Source organism: Synechococcus sp. Cu2B8-bc1011, assembly GCF_047302735.1.
Taxonomy (GTDB): Bacteria; Cyanobacteriota; Cyanobacteriia; order PCC-6307; family Cyanobiaceae; genus Synechococcus_C.
In genome coordinates this window covers 654,923-671,374 of record NZ_CP138915.1, presented here as the reverse complement: position 1 = coordinate 671,374, position 16,452 = coordinate 654,923, and the positions used below count along the sequence as shown (strand labels likewise).

Below are 16,452 nucleotides of genomic sequence, written 5' to 3'. Positions count from 1 at the left end.
AACGTCCCGCCACGAGCAGCCCGCTTAGGAGAGATGGTCCAAAAGCGCAGCAATGATCCGTGCATTTGCGGCAGGGAAGGGATAGTCAGCCAACGACTCCGGACGCACCCAGCGCACCTGCTGGCTCGCAAGCGGCTGGGGTTCACCCTTTCGCCACTGGCAGAGGTGCACCACAAAACGCAGCTTTTTATGGCTGTAGGCATGGTCAAGACTGATCAACTCCTCACCCACAGACACGTCGATCGCCAATTCCTCTTGCAATTCACGAGCAATGGTCTGAACGATGGCCTCCCCTGGCTCCTGCTTCCCACCAGGGAATTCCCATAGCCCACCCAATAACCCCTCATTCAGGCGTTGATCAATCAACACCTCCCCAGCATCGTTCAGCACCACACCCACGCCAATCACTTGAAAAGGCACGGCTCGAGGGGTCTCTTTCACGGGGTAGCTCTCCACATCGCCAGCAGCGTAAGCAGAGCAATGCATCTGCCAAGGACAGCACGCGCAATTGGGTGAACGGGGACTACAGACGGTGGCTCCGAAGTCCATCAGAGCCTGATTGAGATCACGAGCCCGACCGGGTGCAGCCGCTACAAGAGCGTCACTCCAGTTCCAGAACAAGCGCAGGTCACGCATCGGCGGGCGCGAATGAGCCTGATACCTGGCCAGCACCCGACGAACATTGCCGTCCAGGATCGCCAGGGGACTATTAAAAGCCGAGGACAGAATGCCGCCTGCCGTACTAAGGCCGATCCCAGGCAAATCCAGCCAGAAATCTGGCTCCTGGGGCCAGCTCTGAGGGTCTTCGCAGGACTGAGAGCCGATGCGCTTCAGCAAAGTTTGGGCAGAGCCATGCAAACGACGGGCTCGGGAGTAATAGCCGAGCCCCTGCCAACTCAAAAGGACCGTTTGCACCTCGGCTTGAGCCAACGCCTCAAGGGTTGGGAAGGACTCCATCCAGCGCTGCCAGTAAGGCAAAACCACTTGCAGCTGTGTTTGCTGCAGCATCACCTCAGCGACATGGATCGGATAGGGATTCAAGTGCTCGTAGGGCTCAGACCATGTCCCCTCAGGAGTGAACATCCAAGGCTTCTGCTCAGGATCCCGGCGTCCATGCATCTCCCACCAGGCCAACAAGGAGCGGCTCAGTTCTGGTGTCAATGCACTGAGTTCGTCCATTAATTAGCGCAGGCTCCCATGATTCATACCTTCACTGCAGGACCTGATGTTCCCCGATAGGGACTGAGGGAGAAGCCAGGGCGTCACTGGTCCTCAATAAGAGGTATGGTCCGCGGAACTATCGGTTGCATTGTGCGGGGCTCTTTTGTTGTCGTGCTGACTCTCTCGGTTGCGCTTGCAGCATGCGGGCAGAGCAAGAAATCAGGGCCAACCCTTTTATCCATCAAGACTGCAACGATCTCCCAGGGCAACTTCAAACCAAGCATCAAAGCCGTAAGCCCCCTTGAATCCACCACCAATGTGACCCTCAGCCCTGAAACAGATGGTCGGGTGATCAAAAAACTTGTCAGAGAGGGAGATCAAGTTCAAGCAGGTCAGGTAATTCTTGTGCTCGACAACACACAACAGAGTGCTCAATTCGATGCATCTCAAGCACAAGCTCGTTACGACAGAGTGAATGCTGACCGATACCAATACCTTTACGAACAAGGAGCCACATCAGCAAAACGCCGTGATTCCTTCGTCACGAAAGCGATCTCATCAAGAGATCAAGCCATCGCCGACAAGGCCACCCTTAACTACAAATTTGTACGGTCTCCAATTAACGGGATTATCGGTGACTTGGACACCGTAAAAATTGGCGATTACGTGAAAACTGGAGACATCATCACAGGGATTGTTGACAACTCAACTCTCTGGACCTTGATGGAAATTCCCGCAGCGCAGGCATCCCAAGTGAAAGTGGGACAACCAGTGCGGCTCGCATCTCAATCCACCCCGCAAGTCACCGGTCAAGGCACAATCACATTTGTATCGCCCTACTACGCAATTCCCAAAGCTGGCAGTCCTCCCAACACACTGATGGTGAAGGCAGAGTTTCCCAACCTCACCGGACAATTAAAGACAGGCCAATACGTGACCTCCGAAATTATTACCGGATCAAGCGAGCGGTTGGCGGTACCGGTGCAGGCCGTGATGATGCAAGCCCAACAGCCTTTCGTCTATGAGGTAGTACCCATCAGCAAGGCGCTACCGACAATCAAACGCTCACCTAACACAACGGCCAAAGCGTTAAAAACATTGGAAAAGCTTCCAGGAAATACACCAATTGTGCTTCAAACTAAAGTACAGCTCGGGGATCTACAAAACAATCTCTATCCGGTGATATCAGGACTCAAATCCGGGGACAAAGTGGCGATTAGCAACACAAGTCGACTTCGCAGCGGCATGCCTGTGAAGGTTTCAGTGGGAGCCAACTGAACCGATGGCCTTTTCCGACAATTTCATCAAGCGACCAGTTCTGACTACGGTCTGCAGCATTTTGATTGTGCTCGTTGGGATGATCTCGATCCCGATGCTGCCCATCGCCTACCTGCCAAACATTGCCGATCCTCTCATCCAGGTCATCGCAAACTATGGAGGCGCCAATGCGGAGGTCACCGAGCAAGCGGTAACGAATCCATTGGAACAACAGATCAATGGCGTTCCCGGAGTGAGCTACATCTCCTCGAACACAGACATGACAGGCAATAGCACAGTCAATGTCTATTTCGATCAGTCAACTGATATCGATATTGATCAAGTCAATGTCCAGAACCGTGTTTCTCTGGCCAACCCCCAGCTCCCAGAACAAGTAAGCGAATTAGGTGTATCCGTTAAGCAGAGCAACCCGTCGATCCTGCTTGCCTATGAAGTGAGTTCCAGCAAAGGGCAATTTGATGCAGCCTATTTAAATGGACTCGTCTACGAACAACTCTATTACCCACTCTCTCGGGTGGAGGGTGTTGCCACAGTCAATATCATCGGAGGCGCCACTCCAGCATTTTGGCTGTTTGTTGATCCCAACAAGCTTGCAGCCAACAAACTCACATCCGAAGACGTCATCAATCAAGTTAAGTCTCAAAATAGTGTGGCTGTTGGAGGACTTGTTGGAGGCCCGCCGGCCTCAGGCGATCAAGCCTTCACTTATCCGATTGTGGTGAAAAACAACGGCAACCTTATCTCCATCGATGACTTCAACAATCTCATCCTCAGCCGCTCGCCATCTGGCAATCTGCTCAAACTGAAGGATGTCGGCGAAGTGCGCTACGGGAGCAACACCTTCTCTGCGCAGGCTGTTGATCAAAACGGACACGAAGCGCTCACGATTGCTGTCTATCAGACCCCTGCCAGCAATGCTCTCGACGTCTCTGAAGCAGTCGTTGATCAAATCAACCAATTCAGAAGCACGTTGCCTCCTGGCGTCACGATTGATCAGATTTATAACATCGGCCAATTCATCGAATCCTCCGTGGATGGAGTGATTGACGCTCTCGGACTTGCCATCGTGCTGGTTCTAATCATCCTGTTTCTTTTTCTACAGAACTGGCGCGCCACCGTGGTGCCCAGCCTGGCGATTCCGATTTCTCTCGTGGGAACATTCGCATTCCTCAACGTTTTCGGATTTTCAATTAATCAGCTCACGCTGCTGGGTCTCGTACTAGCAACAGGCCTCGTCGTCGATGACGCCATCGTGGTGATCGAAGCCGTCTCCACCAACATCGAGAAGGGAATGAAGCCCCGCGAGGCAGCACTCGCTTGCATGGGCGAACTCTTCGGTGCACTCCTTGCAACCGCCCTCGTGCTGATGGCGGTGTTTGTACCGGTTGCCTTTTATCCCGGTGGGACCGGGATCATCTACAAGCAGTTCGCACTCACGATCGCCTTTTCGGTTGCCATCTCTGCCTTTAATGCCCTGACCTTTTCACCCATGCTCTCGGGTCTGATCCTTTCGCAGAAAAAACCACCGGAACCCAAGGGGCGCAGCTGGATTGTGGTGGGCGTGATCGTGGGCTTGGCCTTTGGCCGCTTTAGTGCAGCTTCCTTTGGAAACTGGACTTACATCGCTGGCATTGTGATCGGTGCTCTCGCGGGTTCGAACCTGCCGCTGATCTTCAAGGTGTTTAACAGCAATTTCGAGCGTCTCGAAACCAGCTACTCAAAGATCCTCAAACGAATGATCCAAGCCCGCCGCATCGTGCTGGCTGGATTGGTTGTAGGAATCGTGGTGACCAGCTTCGCCTTCACCATCCTTCCTACAGCTTTTATCCCCGATGAGGATCAAGGCTATGGGATGGGAATTTTCCAACTGCAGAACGGGGCTTCCCTGGTGGAAACCAAAAAGCTTGGAATGCAAATCGCCAAGGTTCTCAGTGAAGAAGACGATGTAGCCAATGCATCGATCATCAACGGCTTTGGCTTCAACGGCTCCAGTCCCGATCAAGGCGTCTTTTTCTTCGGTCTCCAGCCCTTGGCAGAGCGCAAAGGCGCTGAACACAGTTCTGATGCCATCGTGAAACGCCTCAATGCAAAATTAATCCAATTAAGCGACGGCCTCGCTAAGGCTTCTGGGCCACCAGCAGTACCTGGATTCTCACCTCAAGGAGGTTTCTACTTCCAGTTCAACGATCTCAGCAATGGCACCTATAGCTTCAACGATCTCTCCAATTTGTCAGGCCAACTCATCAAGACGGCTAATGCAAGTGGAGACTTTTCCAACGTCTACACACAGTTCACTCCAAGCGCTCCAGCGATCGGCCTCAACATCAATCGAGAGGTGATGTATGCACTCAACGTCGACTTCCAAGAGGCGATGGACACCATTTCCGCGCTGGCCGGTAACAGCTACTCCGGCATCACCTACGAGAGTGGCCAAGTTCGCAACATCTACGTCCAAGGCACTCCAAATCAGCGACAAAACATCGACGACATTCTGAGCTTCTACGTTCGATCAAAGGATGGCGACTTAGTCCAGGTGTCCCAGTTTGCTGAAGCCGAGCTCAGCAGTGCCCCGCCAATTATCAGCCACTACGACTTAAATCGCACAGTACTGATTCAGGGCGCAGAAGCCATCGGCAAGAGCAGCGGTCAGGCCCTGAGCAAAATCCAGCAATTGTTTAACGCTGAAAATTACACCAACATCGGTTCAGCCTTCACGGGTCTAGCAGCTCTGCAGCTCTCAGCCGGGAACGCCAGCATCCTGGTGTTTGGACTTGGTGTGCTCATTGTGTATCTGGTGCTCTCAGCCCAGTACGAGAGTTACATCACACCAGTCATCATCCTGGCAACGGTTCCCCTGGCCATGCTTGGTGCTCTCGCCTTTCTTGCGATCCGTTCAATCGATTTGAACATCTATGCACAAATTGGCCTAGTGACCCTCATCGGCCTAGCGGCCAAGAATGGAATTTTGATCGTGGAGGTGGCCGAACAAAAGCTCAAAGAAGGGAAAAGCACCGTCATCGCCGTTGTCGAATCGGCCGAATCTCGACTTCGTCCCATCCTGATGACCGCGATTGCGGCCCTTGCTGGTTTCTTACCTCTTGTCGTCGCCAACGGCGCCGGAGCGAGTGCACAACAATCTCTTGGAACTGTCATTTTTGGTGGATTGATCGTTGCAACCGTGCTCTCAGTAGGGGTGGTCCCTCCCGTTTATGTGCTGATTAAGGACCTGGAGAGCAGGCTCTTATCACCAAGGACATGAACGCTCCTTTGGCTCCAATTCAGGCGCTTTGGGCCTGGAATTCTCATCACATTGGCTGGTCAGTGATGGGGGATCAAACGGCACCAACAGCAGTGCTCCTGATCCATGGATTTGGAGCCAATACCAATCATTGGCGCTTCAACCAACCAGTCCTCGCCAAGCAAGTTCCCACCTATGCCATCGATCTGCTGGGTTTCGGCAGGAGTGATCAACCGCAGGCACGGCTGAACGATGAACCCGCTTCAGAAAAAACAGTTCAATACTGTTTTGATCTATGGGCCCAACAAGTCGCAGATTTTTGTCATGACGTGATCGATCGCCCCGTGGTTCTCGTTGGCAACTCAATCGGTGGTGTTGTAGCGCTAAGAGCTGCTCAACTTCTTGGGGAGGAACACTGCAAAGAAGTGGTGTTAATCGACTGCGCTCAGCGACTGATGGATGACAAACAGTTGGCGACACAACCGACCTGGATGGCCTGGATTCGCCCCCTCCTTAAAACCCTGGTGAGTCAGCGCTGGCTGAGTACAACCCTGTTCCGTAACGCGGCCCGCCCAGCTCTCATTCGTAGCGTGCTTAAAAAGGCCTATCCCAGCGGTGGCAATGTGGACGATGAGTTGGTGTCTCTTTTGCTAGGGCCCAGTCAACGGCCTGGTGCTTCAGAAGCATTCCGAGGTTTCATCAACCTCTTTGATGATCACTTGGCACCAGACTTACTGAAAGACCTATCAATACCAGTGCACATGATTTGGGGTGAAGCCGACCCTTGGGAACCACTTAAAGAAGCCAAAGAATGGAAGAAAAAACATCAATGCATTCAATCGCTTTTGGTGATTCCCGATGCAGGACATTGCCCCCATGACGAATCACCAAAACCAGTGAACAAACAATTACTGCTAATCCTCAATCAGCAGGCCACGTAAGCCTCAACTTGATCACTCAGGCGACGCAATCCAGCTAAACCATCGCGCTCAAGATTGCGCACGCGGTCACGGCTAATGCCGATGACGCGGCCAATACCCGTGAGACTCATCGGCTCCTCCCCATCCATTCCATAGCGCATTCGCAACACTTTTCCCTGCAATTCAGGCAGCTGGCTCAACAGATCCCGCAGGTCTCCCTTCAAGCATTCACCTTCCACCTGTTCTGACGGCAACTCCGCATCACCCGCCAACAATTCCAGCAGCTCGGTGTCATCGCCATCCCCCACCTTCATCTCCAAACTCACAGGCTGGCGGGCACGGCACATCAGATCCTTCACCTCCTCCTCTGGAAGTTCCACAAAGGACGCCAGTTCCGTCACCGATGGCGTGCGGCCCAGCTCTTGGCTCAACTCCCGTTGGCCTTTCTTCAGCTTGTTCAGCATTTCGGTGATATGGATCGGCAGGCGAATCGTTCGGCTCTTCTCCGCAATCGCGCGGGTGATGCCCTGACGAATCCACCAGTACGCATAGGTACTGAACTTGTAGCCGCGGGTCGGATCAAATTTCTCCACTCCACGCACCAAACCAATCGTTCCCTCCTGGATCAGATCCAGCAGTTCCATATTCCTCTTGGTGTATTTCTTGGCGACGCTCACCACCAACCTCAGGTTGGCCGCCACCATCCGCTCCTTGGCGCGGCGGCCCGCCTGCAGCTTTCGCTTCAGTTGCGCCGCACTCACACCTGCAGCTTTGGCGAACTCATCTCTGGCAACCTCCTCTCCACCACGCTGATCCTTGAGTTCCGCTTCTAACGCCTCTAAATCCATCAACTCCTGCACCTGACGGCCCAGGGTGATCTCCTGCTGATGACTCAACAACGGCACTCGGCCGATGTCTCGTAAATACGAACGGACTAAATCGACTTCAGCGCCCGAGGCGCGACCGGTGGAGGCAGATGCGGGGCGGGAAGCAACAGCAGCAGCAGGAGCCATGACGCTTCATTGAGTTCTGTAAAGAGTAACCCTAAGAAACGTAAACAAGCTCTCAGAAAGCGAGCGCAGCGAGTAAATGAGTAGAAATACTCGTGGCTTCGAGCAGCTGGGGCGCATTCAGCAGCAGCCACTCTGCTGTCTTGAGATAAATCAAGGTGCCCATCACGTCCGTGCAGGTCGTAATGAACGGGGTCGACATCAAGGCTGGATCCAATCCCATCCTGTCGAACAGCAGTGGAAAAGCCGCACCAGCCGTGGCAGCCAGAGTTGTAATCGCCAACAAACTGATGCCAACGGAGATCCCGATCAATGGGCTTTCGCCTCGCCACCATGCGAAAGGAACCACCAACAGCATCATCAGAAGTCCCAACAAAGCTCCGGAAGCCGTTTCACGCACGACTGCTTTGAACGGACCAAGAGACGAGATGCTCTTCGTGCTTAAACCACGGATCACAACCGTTGAACTCTGAGCCCCCACATTTCCACCGGTGCCAGCCAACAGAGGAATAAACGCCGCAAGCAGTACGACCTCCTTCAGCACCTTCTCATTCAGGGCAATCACTTGCGACGTGAAGAAACTGGCGACCACCAACACTGACAACCACACAACGCGGCGTCGAGCCACGGTGAATAAATTGCTCTGGAAATAGTCGTCCTCATCTCCGGCCTCCACAGCGCCAGCCGCGTACAAATCACGGGTGGCTTCCTGCTCGATGACATCAATCACATCATCCACCGTGACGATCCCGACAAGACGACGCTCCCTGTCAACAACAGGCACCGCAAGAAAGTCGTAACGCTGAATGGCACGGGCAACCTCCTCCTGATCGGTATCGGTGCCAACGCTCACCACCTCCCGTGTCATCACATCACCAATGCAATCGGCAGGGTCGGCAGTGACCAAATCACGTAGAGACAAGATGCCGGTGAGATGTCTCTGCCCATCGGTGACATAAAGGCTATAAATCGTTTCGGTTTCTCTCGCACGCCGGCGAACAATGGTGAGAGCCTGCGCAGCACTATGAAATTCCTTGAGATCGATATATTCCGTTGTCATCAAACGGCCAGCTGTTTCAGGGGCATAACCAAGCAATTGAGCTGTCACACGCCGCTCGGCGGGACTGAGCTCCACCAAGAGACGGCGTACCACTTTGGCCGGGAGTTCATCGAGCAGGCGCACCCGATCATCGGGTGACATCTCTTCCACGAGCTCCAGCACTTCGCTGGAGCGCAGCCGTTCCAACAAACTTTGCTGAATGGCTGGCTCAAGGTATTCGTAGACCTCAATTGCTTCGTCCTTGCCGAGCAAACGAAAAGCAAGGGCCTGCAGCGTTCGAGGAAGGCAACCAATCGCTTCCGCCACATCAACTGGCTGAAAGGGAGCCAAAAGCAGCTTGACTTCGTCGTAATTGCCAACCGACAACATCGACTCCAATTGCTGAGCAACAACCTCAGCCACCAGATCATTCGTCACGATCACACCACTGCGGCCGTGGGCTTCTTCCATGCTCTCCGCCCAGCCCCTGCCAGTGTAAGTGCGGCTGTATCCGGTTATCGTCGGCGCCGATTGCACCCTCAACGGTTATGGCACCCAACATCAGCAACGTGTCCGTCAACACCCCCGACGGCGCCAACAAATCACTTGGCTCTTACTCCGGCAAGGTGCTGTTAATCGTGAACGTGGCGAGCCGCTGCGGATTCACCCGCCAATACAGCGGCCTGCAGGCGTTACAAGACAGCTACGGCGCTCAGGGGCTTGAGGTACTGGGCTTCCCCTGCAACGATTTTGGTGCTCAAGAGCCCGGATCTTTGGAGGAGATTAAAAGCTTCTGCTCCACCACTTACAACGCCAGCTTTGAGCTGTTCGACAAAGTGCATGCCACGGGAAGCACCACTGAGCCCTACACCACCCTGAACAAAACAGAGCCTTCAGGCGATGTGGCTTGGAACTTTGAGAAGTTCCTCGTAGGCAAAGACGGCACGGTCATCGCAAGGTTTAAAAGCGGAGTTGAGCCCGATTCAGATGAGCTGAAGACTGCGATTGAATCCGCCCTTAACGCCTAACCAAGCTCCGGCCTACGAAGACACCCAGGGCTGCGGCACCAAGCCCCAGCCCCAGGGTGAGACCAATCAACCCCAGGGCAGAAAGCCAGTCGCCTTGCGCGATGAAGGTCACGCAGTGCACCATCCAGCTACTGAACGTGGTGAGCGAACCGCAGAAACCAATCCCGACCAACAACTGACGCTTTGGTTGGAGAGGAAGCCCGACCAACCAACCCAAAATGAACGCTCCGAGCACGTTCACAATCAGGTCGTTGTCGTGGAAGTGGGAAGCAATTTGCCAGCGCATCACAGCACCAGGAACTGCACCAAGCGCCACAAGAGCCATTTCGTTCAGGTCTTGGCGAAGGGTGAGCTGGTTTGTTGTGGGGGAGAAAGGAGGCTGTGACATCAGGCGATCCCCTCGGTCAATCCAAGTCCATAGCCAAGACCAGCCGCAACCAAGCCACCCAGGATCGAGCCCACGCCGAGGAGCAACGATTCACGCCAATTTCTCTGCTTCAGAGTGTTGAGCAACTCAACGGCAAAGGTGGAAAACGTACTAAGGCTGCCGAAAAAGCCCACTGCCACCAACAACGTCAGCGCCGAAACACCTTTAGAGGTTGAACAGGCGTCATTCACCTGCAGGCCTACCACCAGACCTAGGGCAAAAGCTGCGACGAGATTGACGGCAAACGTTCCCCAGTGCTTAAGAGGAACCATCGGCTCAAAGTGGTTGACAATTCGCAGCCGAAGCCACGCGCCAGGAATGGCACCAATCCCAACCAGCACCACCTGAGTAGCGGTGAAGGAGTCAGCCACGTAGCCAACCGCGAACTGGCTGCAAGCCAGCTGGCAGGCCCTGGCCTGAAGACATCTGAACTTGAATCCAATCTCGGCCGTCGTCTCCACGCCAATGACGCAACATCTGCAGCGGAGTGCCTAACTCCAACCGGCGCAGGGCAGGGGCCTCAACCAGCGGACTCGATCTCAGCACACAGCACTCACCGCTGAGTCGGGGACTTTTGCCTTCCTGACGGCGCAAAAGAGGAAGCCTCCTCTGGGCTCCACCAGCAGGTAAGCCCGCGGGTGCCATTAGAGCGACTCCCAGCAACCAGCCCCAACGCAACACCGCTCCAGTCGACATACGCATCAGATATCGAGTGACGCCATATCCAAATCGGCGCTATGCGTTTCAATAAATTCTCGCCGTGGAGCAACTTTGTCGCCCATCAAAATTGTGAAAATCCGGTCGGCTTCCAAAGCATCTTGAACCTCCACCCGCTTCATCATGCGCGTGGACGGATCCATCGTGGTTTCCCACAACTGCTTCGGCATCATTTCACCTAGACCCTTAAATCTCTGAATATTGTAGTTGGCTTTCTCACCAAATCCCGCCAACGTTTTTTGCAATTGCTGCTCGTTGTAGCAATAGGTGTGATTCTTTCCGCGCTCAACTTTGTAGAGAGGCGGGCAAGCGATATAGATATAACCCCCTTCAACCAATTCTTTTTGATACCGATAGAAGAAAGTGAGAATCAGAGTTCGGATATGCGCTCCATCCACATCCGCATCAGTCATGATGACAACACGATGATAACGGAGATTTTTAACATCAAAATCTTCGCCTTTAATACCCAAACCAAGAGCCGTAATCAGAGCCTGAATCTCAGTATTTTTGTAGATCTTGGCGTCGTCGGTTTTCTCGATGTTGAGAATCTTTCCGCGCAAAGGCAGAATCGCCTGAAAACGACGATCGCGTCCCTGCTTAGCGGAACCGCCAGCAGAATCACCCTCCACAATATAAATCTCTGATTCGGAAGGATCTCTGGAGCTGCAATCGGCCAATTTGCCCGGCAGCGTTGAACTTTCCAGCACGCTCTTACGACGCACCAACTCCCTCGCTCGGCGAGCCGCCTCAGCAGCATTGAAGGCCTGAATCGCCTTCTCGAGAATCATGTCGATCACCCCTGGATTGAATTCCAGGTATTGGCTGAGTGACTCACCAACCAAACTGTCAACAATGCCGCGCACCTCAGTATTGCCAAGTTTGGTTTTGGTCTGACCCTCAAATTCAGGCTCAGGCACTTTCACCGAAAGCACAGCGGTAAGGCCTTCGCGAATGTTTTCACCCGCCAAGTTTGAATCTGATTCTTTGCGCTTACCTCGTTTTTTCGCAAACGAATTAAGAGTACGGGTGAGAACGGTTTTTAAGCCTTCAATATGGGTGCCACCATCGACCGTGCGGATGTTATTCGCAAAGCCAAGAATACTGTCGGAGTAAGCATCAACACACCACTGAAGTGCAGCCTCCACGGACACTCCATCTTTTTCGGAATTGACATAAATAATTTCCGGATGCAGAGGATCTTTCTCCGCATTCATATAGGCCACATATTCTTTAATGCCACCCTCATAGAAATAGAGCTCTTCATGGGGCTGGCCCTCCTGATCCCTTGCAGCCTCTCTCTCATCGCGAAACACGATGCGCACACCACCATTGAGGTAGGCCAGCTCACGCAATCGTGCGGAAAGGGTCGAATAATCAAACTCAATACCGCCCGTAAAAATCTCGTGATCGGGCTTAAAGCAAACGCTGGTACCAGTGATCCCGCTCTCCTCAGCTGGCTGAGGCTCTGAGGCAAGGCTTCCGATGGCAGCACCACGCTCAAAGCGTTGACGATGCACCTGCCCTTGACGGCGCACGGTGACTTCAACCCACTCGCTCAGGGCATTCACGACGGAAACGCCGACACCGTGCAAGCCACCCGAGACCTTGTAGCCACCGGCTCCAAACTTGCCACCGGCATGCAACACCGTGAGCACGGTTTCCAGGGCGCTCTTCCCAGTGCGGGGGTGAACATCCGTTGGGATTCCTCGGCCGTTATCACTCACAAACGCCGAGCCGTCTTCTCCAAGAACGACCGTGATCTCGTTGCAATGCCCAGCGAGGGCCTCATCCACGGCATTGTCCACCACCTCATACACGAGGTGGTGGAGCCCACGGGGACCGGTGGTGCCGATGTACATCCCCGGGCGTTTTCGCACCGGCTCCAGGCCTTCAAGAACCTGAATCTGTTCAGCGCCGTAGGCGGCTTGAACTTTTGCGGCTTCGCTCATGCGCTCGTCGTCGGCCCGGCCACCTTTTCAACCTCAACTTACCACCGGTCTCCCAGAGGCGCTCGCAGAAGCCTCTGACGCGTCATTTTTAAAGGGGATGCACCCCATCGTTTCTTCGATGAATCAGATCAGTCCTGAATTTGGCCCCGATGCCGGTGCGAAGGCACCCCTCGTTGTGGCGCTCGTTGGGCCAACGGCGAGCGGCAAAACCGCGCTCGCGCTTGAGCTTGCTGAGCACTTCCAGCTGGAGATCCTCAATATCGATTCGCGCCAGCTTTACCGAGGCATGGATATCGGCACGGCCAAACCCACAGCCGAGCAACAACAGCGCGTCTCCCATCACCTCCTCGACCTCCGTTCCCCTGATCAACCGATCACGCTGCAGGAATTTCAGCAAGAAGCCGCTGCGGTCGTAAGCCAGGTTCTCAACAAGCGAGGCGTTGCCTTTTTAGCCGGAGGCAGCGGCTTGTACCTCAAGGCCCTCACCCAAGGACTGCAGCCTCCAGCCGTGCCTCCTCAAGCCGAGCTACGCCGCCAACTGAGCGCACTCGGCCAAGCGAACTGCCACCAGCTCCTCCAACAGGCCGATCCCCAAGCAGCCGCCAAAATCGCCCCTGCGGATGCGGTTCGCACCCAACGCGCTCTGGAGGTGCTGTACTGCAGCGGCAAACCGATGAGCGAGCAACAGTCGGCTAATCCACCGCCCTGGCGCGTGCTGGAGCTCGGACTCAATCCCATGGAGCTGCGCTCACGGATCGCCCAACGGACCCAGCAGATCTATCAGGATGGCTTGCTTGAAGAAACGCGGCAGCTGAGCCAGCGCTATGGACCTGATCTCCCCATGCTGCAAACGATCGGCTACGGCGAAGCACTAGAGGTGCTGCAAGGAGGCCTAAACGAAGCCCAGGCCATCGCTACCACCACCCGCCGCACCCAGCAGTTTGCCAAGCGTCAACGCACCTGGTTCCGCCGCCAACACAGCCCCCACTGGCTCACAGGTCAGGATGCCCTCAGCGAAGCGATACGACTGATCGAAACGGGTCTAGGCTGAAGAGCAAATTCTGCTGAGCACCGCTTTCAATCAGCAGCCCTTCACAACACTGAATGCCTCCACGTCCTCGCTTTGATCGTCGCGCCCCCGTCCGGGAGCTCCCCAACATCAATGACCGCATCAATTACCCACAGCTCAGGGTTGTTGACGCAGACGGAGAACAACTCGGGGTGATCGACCGGGAGCAAGCATTAGAAGTTGCGCGCGAACGCGAACTCGATCTCGTGCTGGTGAGCGAGAAAGCCGATCCTCCGGTTTGTCGGATCATGGACTACGGCAAATTCAAATTCGAGCAAGAAAAGAAGGCCAAAGAAGCGAAGAAAAAGTCGCATCAGACCGAAGTCAAAGAGGTCAAGATGCGTTACAAAATCGACCAGCACGATTACGACGTCCGCATCGGTCAAGCCCAGCGCTTCCTCAAGGCGGGCGACAAGGTGAAATGCACGGTTATTTTCCGAGGCCGGGAGATTCAGCACACCGCCTTAGCCGAGGTGTTGCTGCGCCGAATGGCCAAAGACCTGGAAGAGCCCGCCGAGGTGCAGCAGCCTCCGAAGCGCGAAGGCCGCAACATGATCATGTTTCTGACCCCCCGCAAAGCGCCGCTGGTCAAGAAAGACAAGGACGAAGAAGTGGTGAACAAAGCGGTACGCACCATCCCTTCACCCGCTCGTCGGATCAGCACTCAAGACTGAGCCGCCTCCAGCAGCAGTCGCCAGCCCTCCTGCGCTGAGGCCTGGTGGTACTGATCTCGGGCTTCGCACATGAAGCCGTGATCAGCCCCCTCAAATGCGCTGTAACGCAAGCGCAAACCAGAGGGATCCTCGGCTTGCAATGCCGCTTGAATCTCCTGTTGATCCGACCTTGGGATCAGGGGATCAAGGCTGCCGCACAAACAATGCAGCTCTCCCTGCACCGAGGGCAGCAACTCCAAGCTGGGGGCTCCTCCACCGGGCCGCCCACGGCTCACCCCTGCCCCATAAAAATCCAAGCTGACCTGCACATCAGCCAGGGTGGCGGCCAGCAGAGCGGCATGGCCCCCGAAACAGAACCCCACCACCGTGATCCGCAGAGGCCGATCATTGGCTTCAAGCGCATGCCGCAGCCAATCGATCGAAGCTTGAACATCCGCAAGGATCGCCTCGGCGCTCGTGGCCTCCTTATGGCGCCGACCTTGGCTGGTGGACTCCGGGTCATAACCAAGCTCGAGCTCTGGGGCTGTCCGCGCAAACAACGGCATCGCGAGGGCCGGAACACCAGCCGCCGACAAGCGGTCAGCCACACCACGCACCCAACAATTCAGGCCAAAGATCTCGGGAAGCACGATCACAGCACCGGTAGCCGGCCTTGCGCTGCTGGTGGGCGCCCACCAGCAGCGCAAGGGCACTGGACCGGTGTTCAGCGTTACCCAGGACCCTGGCGATGGCTTGGGAAGCACAGGAGGAAGAATCGAAAAACTTGGCATCAGCGCGTGAAGATAAGCCGCTAGATCAGGGCAAGGATCAGCTCAGCAATTGTCACCAAGCCATCCAGTCCTTAAGGTGGCCACATCAATCCGGTCCACCGGCGTGCGATTCCACATCCAACAGGAAAGCGACATACCGGCATCGACCCAGCTCTACAACCAGATCTGTTTCGCCATCGCCGCCCGGCACTACCCGCCAGGGCATCGTCTTCCGAGTACTAGGCAGCTCGCGATGCAGACCGGCTTGCATCGCAACACCATCAGCAAGGTTTACCGCCAACTGGAAACCGATGGGGTGGTGGAAGCAATGGCCGGTTCCGGGATCTATGTGCGCGATCAACAGAAGCCACGGGAGATCCGAACCCCGCCCCATATCCGCAATCGTGGCGTCACCGATCTCGATCGAGAGGTGCGCAAATGCGTGGATGGCCTGCTCAACGCGGGTTGCACCCTGCAGCAAACCAGAGAGCTGCTCACGCGAGAAATCGATTGGCGCCTGCGCTGCGGCGCCAGGGTGCTTGTGAGCACCCCTCGTGAAGACATTGGCGCTTCGATGCTCATCGCAGAAGAACTCGAACCCAACATCAACGTGCCTGTGGAAGTGGTGCCGATGGAAGAACTCGAGAGCGTGCTCGAGAACGCAAGCAATGGCACGGTGGTGACGAGCAGATACTTCCTCCAGCCCGTAGAAGAGCTCGCCAAGAAACACGGTGTACGCGCTGTTGCGGTGGATCTCAACGACTTCAAAGCGGAATTGGGGATGCTCAAAGAGCTCCGCCAAGGCAGCTGCGTCGGCCTTGTGAGCATCAGCCCCGGCATCCTGCGAGCCGCCGAAGTGATCCTCCACAGCATGCGCGGCAATGACCTCTTGCTGATGACGGCCACCCCTGACATCGGCAGCCGGCTACTAGCCCTTCTGCGCGCCTCCAGCCACGTGCTCTGTGACCGCCCCAGCATGCCGTTGGTGGAGCAAAGCCTCCGTCAAAACCGCTCCCAGCTGATGCGCATGCCTCAAGTGCACTGCGCCGAGAGCTACCTCAGTGGTGACACGATCGAGCTACTCCGCAAAGAAATTGGCCTGATCAGCCACTGATCAGGCACGAATACGCCGCGAAAAGGGTTGCCCGCACGAGATGATGAGTGCATTAGCCAAAGGCTCAAAGCAGCAA

The 16,452-nt window shown here is 55.2% G+C and carries 15 protein-coding genes; 7 read left to right on the top strand and 8 right to left on the bottom strand.

Going from position 1 to position 16,452, the window contains the following annotated elements:
- Positions 1-24: 24 nt before the first annotated feature.
- Positions 25-1,179, bottom strand: coding sequence for an 8-oxo-dGTP diphosphatase MutT (gene mutT, locus SIC18_RS03435; protein WP_413430158.1), 1,155 nt, complete (start codon positions 1,177-1,179; stop codon positions 25-27).
- 105 nt (positions 1,180-1,284) lie between these two features.
- On the opposite strand from mutT, the gene SIC18_RS03430 reads away from it, so the two are divergent.
- Genes SIC18_RS03430 through SIC18_RS03420 form a run of 3 tightly spaced genes read left to right on the top strand, consistent with a single transcriptional unit; the run spans position 1,285 to position 6,618 of the window.
- Entirely contained in the window at positions 1,285-2,439 is a 1,155-nt protein-coding gene (locus SIC18_RS03430) for an efflux RND transporter periplasmic adaptor subunit (protein ID WP_048347677.1), read from the top strand.
- A 4-nt stretch (positions 2,440-2,443) separates the two neighbouring features.
- Positions 2,444-5,698, top strand: a complete 3,255-nt coding sequence (locus SIC18_RS03425) for an efflux RND transporter permease subunit (RefSeq protein ID WP_413430157.1) — start codon at positions 2,444-2,446, stop codon at positions 5,696-5,698.
- Positions 5,695-6,618, top strand: a complete 924-nt coding sequence (locus tag SIC18_RS03420) for an alpha/beta fold hydrolase (RefSeq protein WP_413430156.1) — start codon at positions 5,695-5,697, stop codon at positions 6,616-6,618. The genes SIC18_RS03425 and SIC18_RS03420 overlap by 4 nt, the downstream gene beginning before the upstream one ends.
- Here the strand turns inward: SIC18_RS03420 and SIC18_RS03415 are convergent.
- Entirely contained in the window at positions 6,603-7,610 is a 1,008-nt protein-coding gene (locus tag SIC18_RS03415) for an RpoD/SigA family RNA polymerase sigma factor (RefSeq protein ID WP_413430155.1), read from the bottom strand. The two genes, SIC18_RS03420 and SIC18_RS03415, sit on opposite strands and share 16 nt — an antisense overlap.
- Before the next feature lie 52 nt (positions 7,611-7,662).
- Positions 7,663-9,117 (bottom strand): magnesium transporter, encoded by a 1,455-nt coding sequence (mgtE, locus tag SIC18_RS03410; protein ID WP_048347674.1) that lies wholly within the window; start codon positions 9,115-9,117, stop codon positions 7,663-7,665.
- A 77-nt stretch (positions 9,118-9,194) separates the two neighbouring features.
- On the opposite strand from mgtE, the gene SIC18_RS03405 reads away from it, so the two are divergent.
- Positions 9,195-9,674: a glutathione peroxidase gene (locus SIC18_RS03405; protein ID WP_048347673.1), complete on the top strand. Its 480-nt coding sequence runs from the start codon at positions 9,195-9,197 to the stop codon at positions 9,672-9,674.
- Here the strand turns inward: SIC18_RS03405 and SIC18_RS03400 are convergent.
- Genes SIC18_RS03400 through gyrB form a run of 4 tightly spaced genes read right to left on the bottom strand, consistent with a single transcriptional unit; the run spans position 9,664 to position 12,770 of the window.
- Positions 9,664-10,062 (bottom strand): fluoride efflux transporter FluC, encoded by a 399-nt coding sequence (locus SIC18_RS03400; RefSeq protein ID WP_048347672.1) that lies wholly within the window; start codon positions 10,060-10,062, stop codon positions 9,664-9,666. The two genes, SIC18_RS03405 and SIC18_RS03400, sit on opposite strands and share 11 nt — an antisense overlap.
- Positions 10,062-10,472: a fluoride efflux transporter FluC gene (locus tag SIC18_RS03395; RefSeq protein WP_048347671.1), complete on the bottom strand. Its 411-nt coding sequence runs from the start codon at positions 10,470-10,472 to the stop codon at positions 10,062-10,064. The genes SIC18_RS03400 and SIC18_RS03395 overlap by 1 nt, the downstream gene beginning before the upstream one ends.
- Positions 10,465-10,803: a hypothetical protein gene (locus SIC18_RS03390; protein WP_048347670.1), complete on the bottom strand. Its 339-nt coding sequence runs from the start codon at positions 10,801-10,803 to the stop codon at positions 10,465-10,467. The genes SIC18_RS03395 and SIC18_RS03390 overlap by 8 nt, the downstream gene beginning before the upstream one ends.
- Complete coding sequence (gene gyrB / locus SIC18_RS03385; RefSeq protein WP_048347669.1) at positions 10,803-12,770, bottom strand: DNA topoisomerase (ATP-hydrolyzing) subunit B; 1,968 nt, start codon at positions 12,768-12,770, stop codon at positions 10,803-10,805. The genes SIC18_RS03390 and gyrB overlap by 1 nt, the downstream gene beginning before the upstream one ends.
- 118 nt (positions 12,771-12,888) lie before the next feature.
- On the opposite strand from gyrB, the gene miaA reads away from it, so the two are divergent.
- Positions 12,889-13,821 carry a tRNA (adenosine(37)-N6)-dimethylallyltransferase MiaA gene (gene miaA, locus SIC18_RS03380; protein WP_413430502.1) on the top strand — a complete coding sequence of 311 codons (933 nt, stop codon included), beginning with the start codon at positions 12,889-12,891 and terminating at the stop codon, positions 13,819-13,821.
- A 53-nt stretch (positions 13,822-13,874) separates the two neighbouring features.
- A complete protein-coding gene (gene infC, locus SIC18_RS03375) occupies positions 13,875-14,513 on the top strand; it encodes a translation initiation factor IF-3 (protein WP_048347668.1) in 639 nt (212 codons plus the stop codon).
- On the opposite strand, the gene SIC18_RS03370 is transcribed toward infC, so the two are convergent.
- Positions 14,504-15,283 carry a dienelactone hydrolase family protein gene (locus SIC18_RS03370; RefSeq protein WP_413430154.1) on the bottom strand — a complete coding sequence of 260 codons (780 nt, stop codon included), beginning with the start codon at positions 15,281-15,283 and terminating at the stop codon, positions 14,504-14,506. The genes infC and SIC18_RS03370 overlap by 10 nt on opposite strands.
- 103 nt (positions 15,284-15,386) lie before the next feature.
- Here SIC18_RS03370 and SIC18_RS03365 point away from each other — a divergent pair, with 103 nt between their 5' ends.
- Positions 15,387-16,376, top strand: coding sequence for a GntR family transcriptional regulator (locus SIC18_RS03365; RefSeq protein WP_048348413.1), 990 nt, complete (start codon positions 15,387-15,389; stop codon positions 16,374-16,376).
- Positions 16,377-16,452: the final 76 nt, after the last annotated feature.